This window comes from Erythrobacter sp. CCH5-A1 (assembly GCF_001557115.1).
Taxonomy (GTDB): Bacteria; Pseudomonadota; Alphaproteobacteria; order Sphingomonadales; family Sphingomonadaceae; genus Erythrobacter.
Window position 1 is genome coordinate 1 of the sequence record NZ_LSKQ01000109.1, and the last position, 1763, is coordinate 1763.

General features: G+C 48.8%; 1 protein-coding gene. It reads right to left on the reverse strand.

Going from position 1 to position 1763, the window contains the following annotated elements:
* Positions 1 to 74 precede the first annotated feature (74 nt).
* Positions 75 to 1358, reverse strand: a complete 1284-nt coding sequence (gene drt2 / locus AX708_RS19755) for an antiviral reverse transcriptase Drt2 (RefSeq protein ID WP_082745648.1) — start codon at positions 1356 to 1358, stop codon at positions 75 to 77.
* Positions 1359 to 1763: the final 405 nt, after the last annotated feature.

Below are 1763 nucleotides of genomic sequence, written 5' to 3' on the forward strand. Positions count from 1 at the left end.
GTTTGGGCGCGGGTCATCGGGGGAGGATGACTCGCAAGGGGGGTGTAGGAAAGGGGAAAAGGAACGCTAGTCCATCACTTCCCCTTGGCAAGAACTTTACGCAAGAGGATAACGAAATGTCGCCTTAACTGCCTTTTCACGATCGATTTCGGCAACTTTTGATGCGCTCTCTTCGAGTACGAATAGAAGTTGCGTTTTCCTAAATGAGTGAATTCAGAGATTAATTTACGCTTAAATGTTTCCGCAGCAGTTCTTCCTTTCTTACCTGAGCCACGTACGGCACCACGCGCGGCATACGTCATCCTGCGATAGTAGCGCGATAGCGTCGAAGGCCTGAGGTAAGTTTTTGATCCATCAAAGCAGAATCCGAGATATGCGATTGCGCGGTCAGACTGCTGAACTCCGTTTGCAAGCTTGAATCGGGAGATCTCGGTCTTCCCTAAATTAATTTTCAATCCACAACGTGATGCTTCATTATTTACGAATTTTTCTATGCTAGAATCACTATCTGGATGAACCAAAATAAGAATATCATCTGAGTATCTGCGATATGAACCACCGATTTCATTGACTTTTTCAGCCAAGCGACAATCGAAATCTATCATGGCAATGTTTGCCGCGACTGCTGAGATTGGAGTACCCTGCGGGATACCAGACCTCATCCGATTTATATTTATCAACTGCGCGTCTCGGCATCGATCTAAAGCCGGATTTATCTTGCCGACAAGAGGAAAGGGAGGGTTACGCGGATCGAAACCCTCGACTTCCGCGAGTTTCTCAAACTCAATCCATGAGAATTTCGTGACGAACCTATAAATTTTATACCAATCGTCAGGAAGATTTTTGCAGCCTAAAATAAGTTCTAGGCCAGATTTCAGCGATCTATGCTCAATTGAAGGGAAGAAATCTTCAATATCAAAGCAGAAGGCTGTAACATTTCCTCGGACGACAATTTCAGAGAATGCCTCCGCTGCCATATCGACATTCGACCCCATTCCCTTGCGATAACCAATTACGCTGGTATCGAGGTTCACTTGCTTAAGGAACGCCTCATAGGGATCACTGATCAAATAAGCATAGTATTGGAGAATCGCTGCATCACTGTGCGAAGCATACCGTATCTCACGCCGCTTAGTACTCGCCAATTTGGGGCGAAGCTTACGGGGTATGGTGCGGTCTGAATTGTCTGTCCTGAAGCGACGCTTTTTGTCGGTATAGCCGATCAAGGGGAGAAACTGATGCGCGGCAACCAAAGCCGGTGAGCAGGCAAGCTTCTCAGCAGCCGCAAACGTCAGCGGATAGTCGAAATGGTTGTAAGTACGAGGGGTAAACCAACCGCCCTCTTTTTGCTTGGACATTTTACGCAAATAGCAATTCGGGGAAGGCAAGGGAACGCGTCTTCCAAATCCTTCCCCGAAATCAACTCAAGTCCACAGATTAAGCCCTTGTCGAATTTAGGCTGCGGTCTGCGTCGCGTGTAAACGCTATGCGCTATAATGAAGTAGACACAGTGAGCCGAGTGGCGGCGATCATGTCGATCGCGGCATCGGTTCTGACAATCGCCCAGTTCCTCTGGAACTGAACAGTTGCCAGGAGTAACCACTTCCCCACGCCGACAACTCGACGGGCTCCGATCACATGGGGTGCCGTGGGCGAAGTTCAACCTCAATCGTTAATATTTTTTTGTTTCCCGCCCTCTCTCTCCGCGTCTCCCGTCCCTCTGCGGTCTCTGCGTGAACCCCTCCCCGCCTTCACCCCCACAC

What these genes read in the sequence shown, in the direction of transcription:
- drt2 (WP_082745648.1), bottom strand. Translation starts at nt 1,358, where the DNA reads ATGTCCAAGCAAAAAGAGGGCGGTTGGTTTACCCCTCGTACTTACAAC.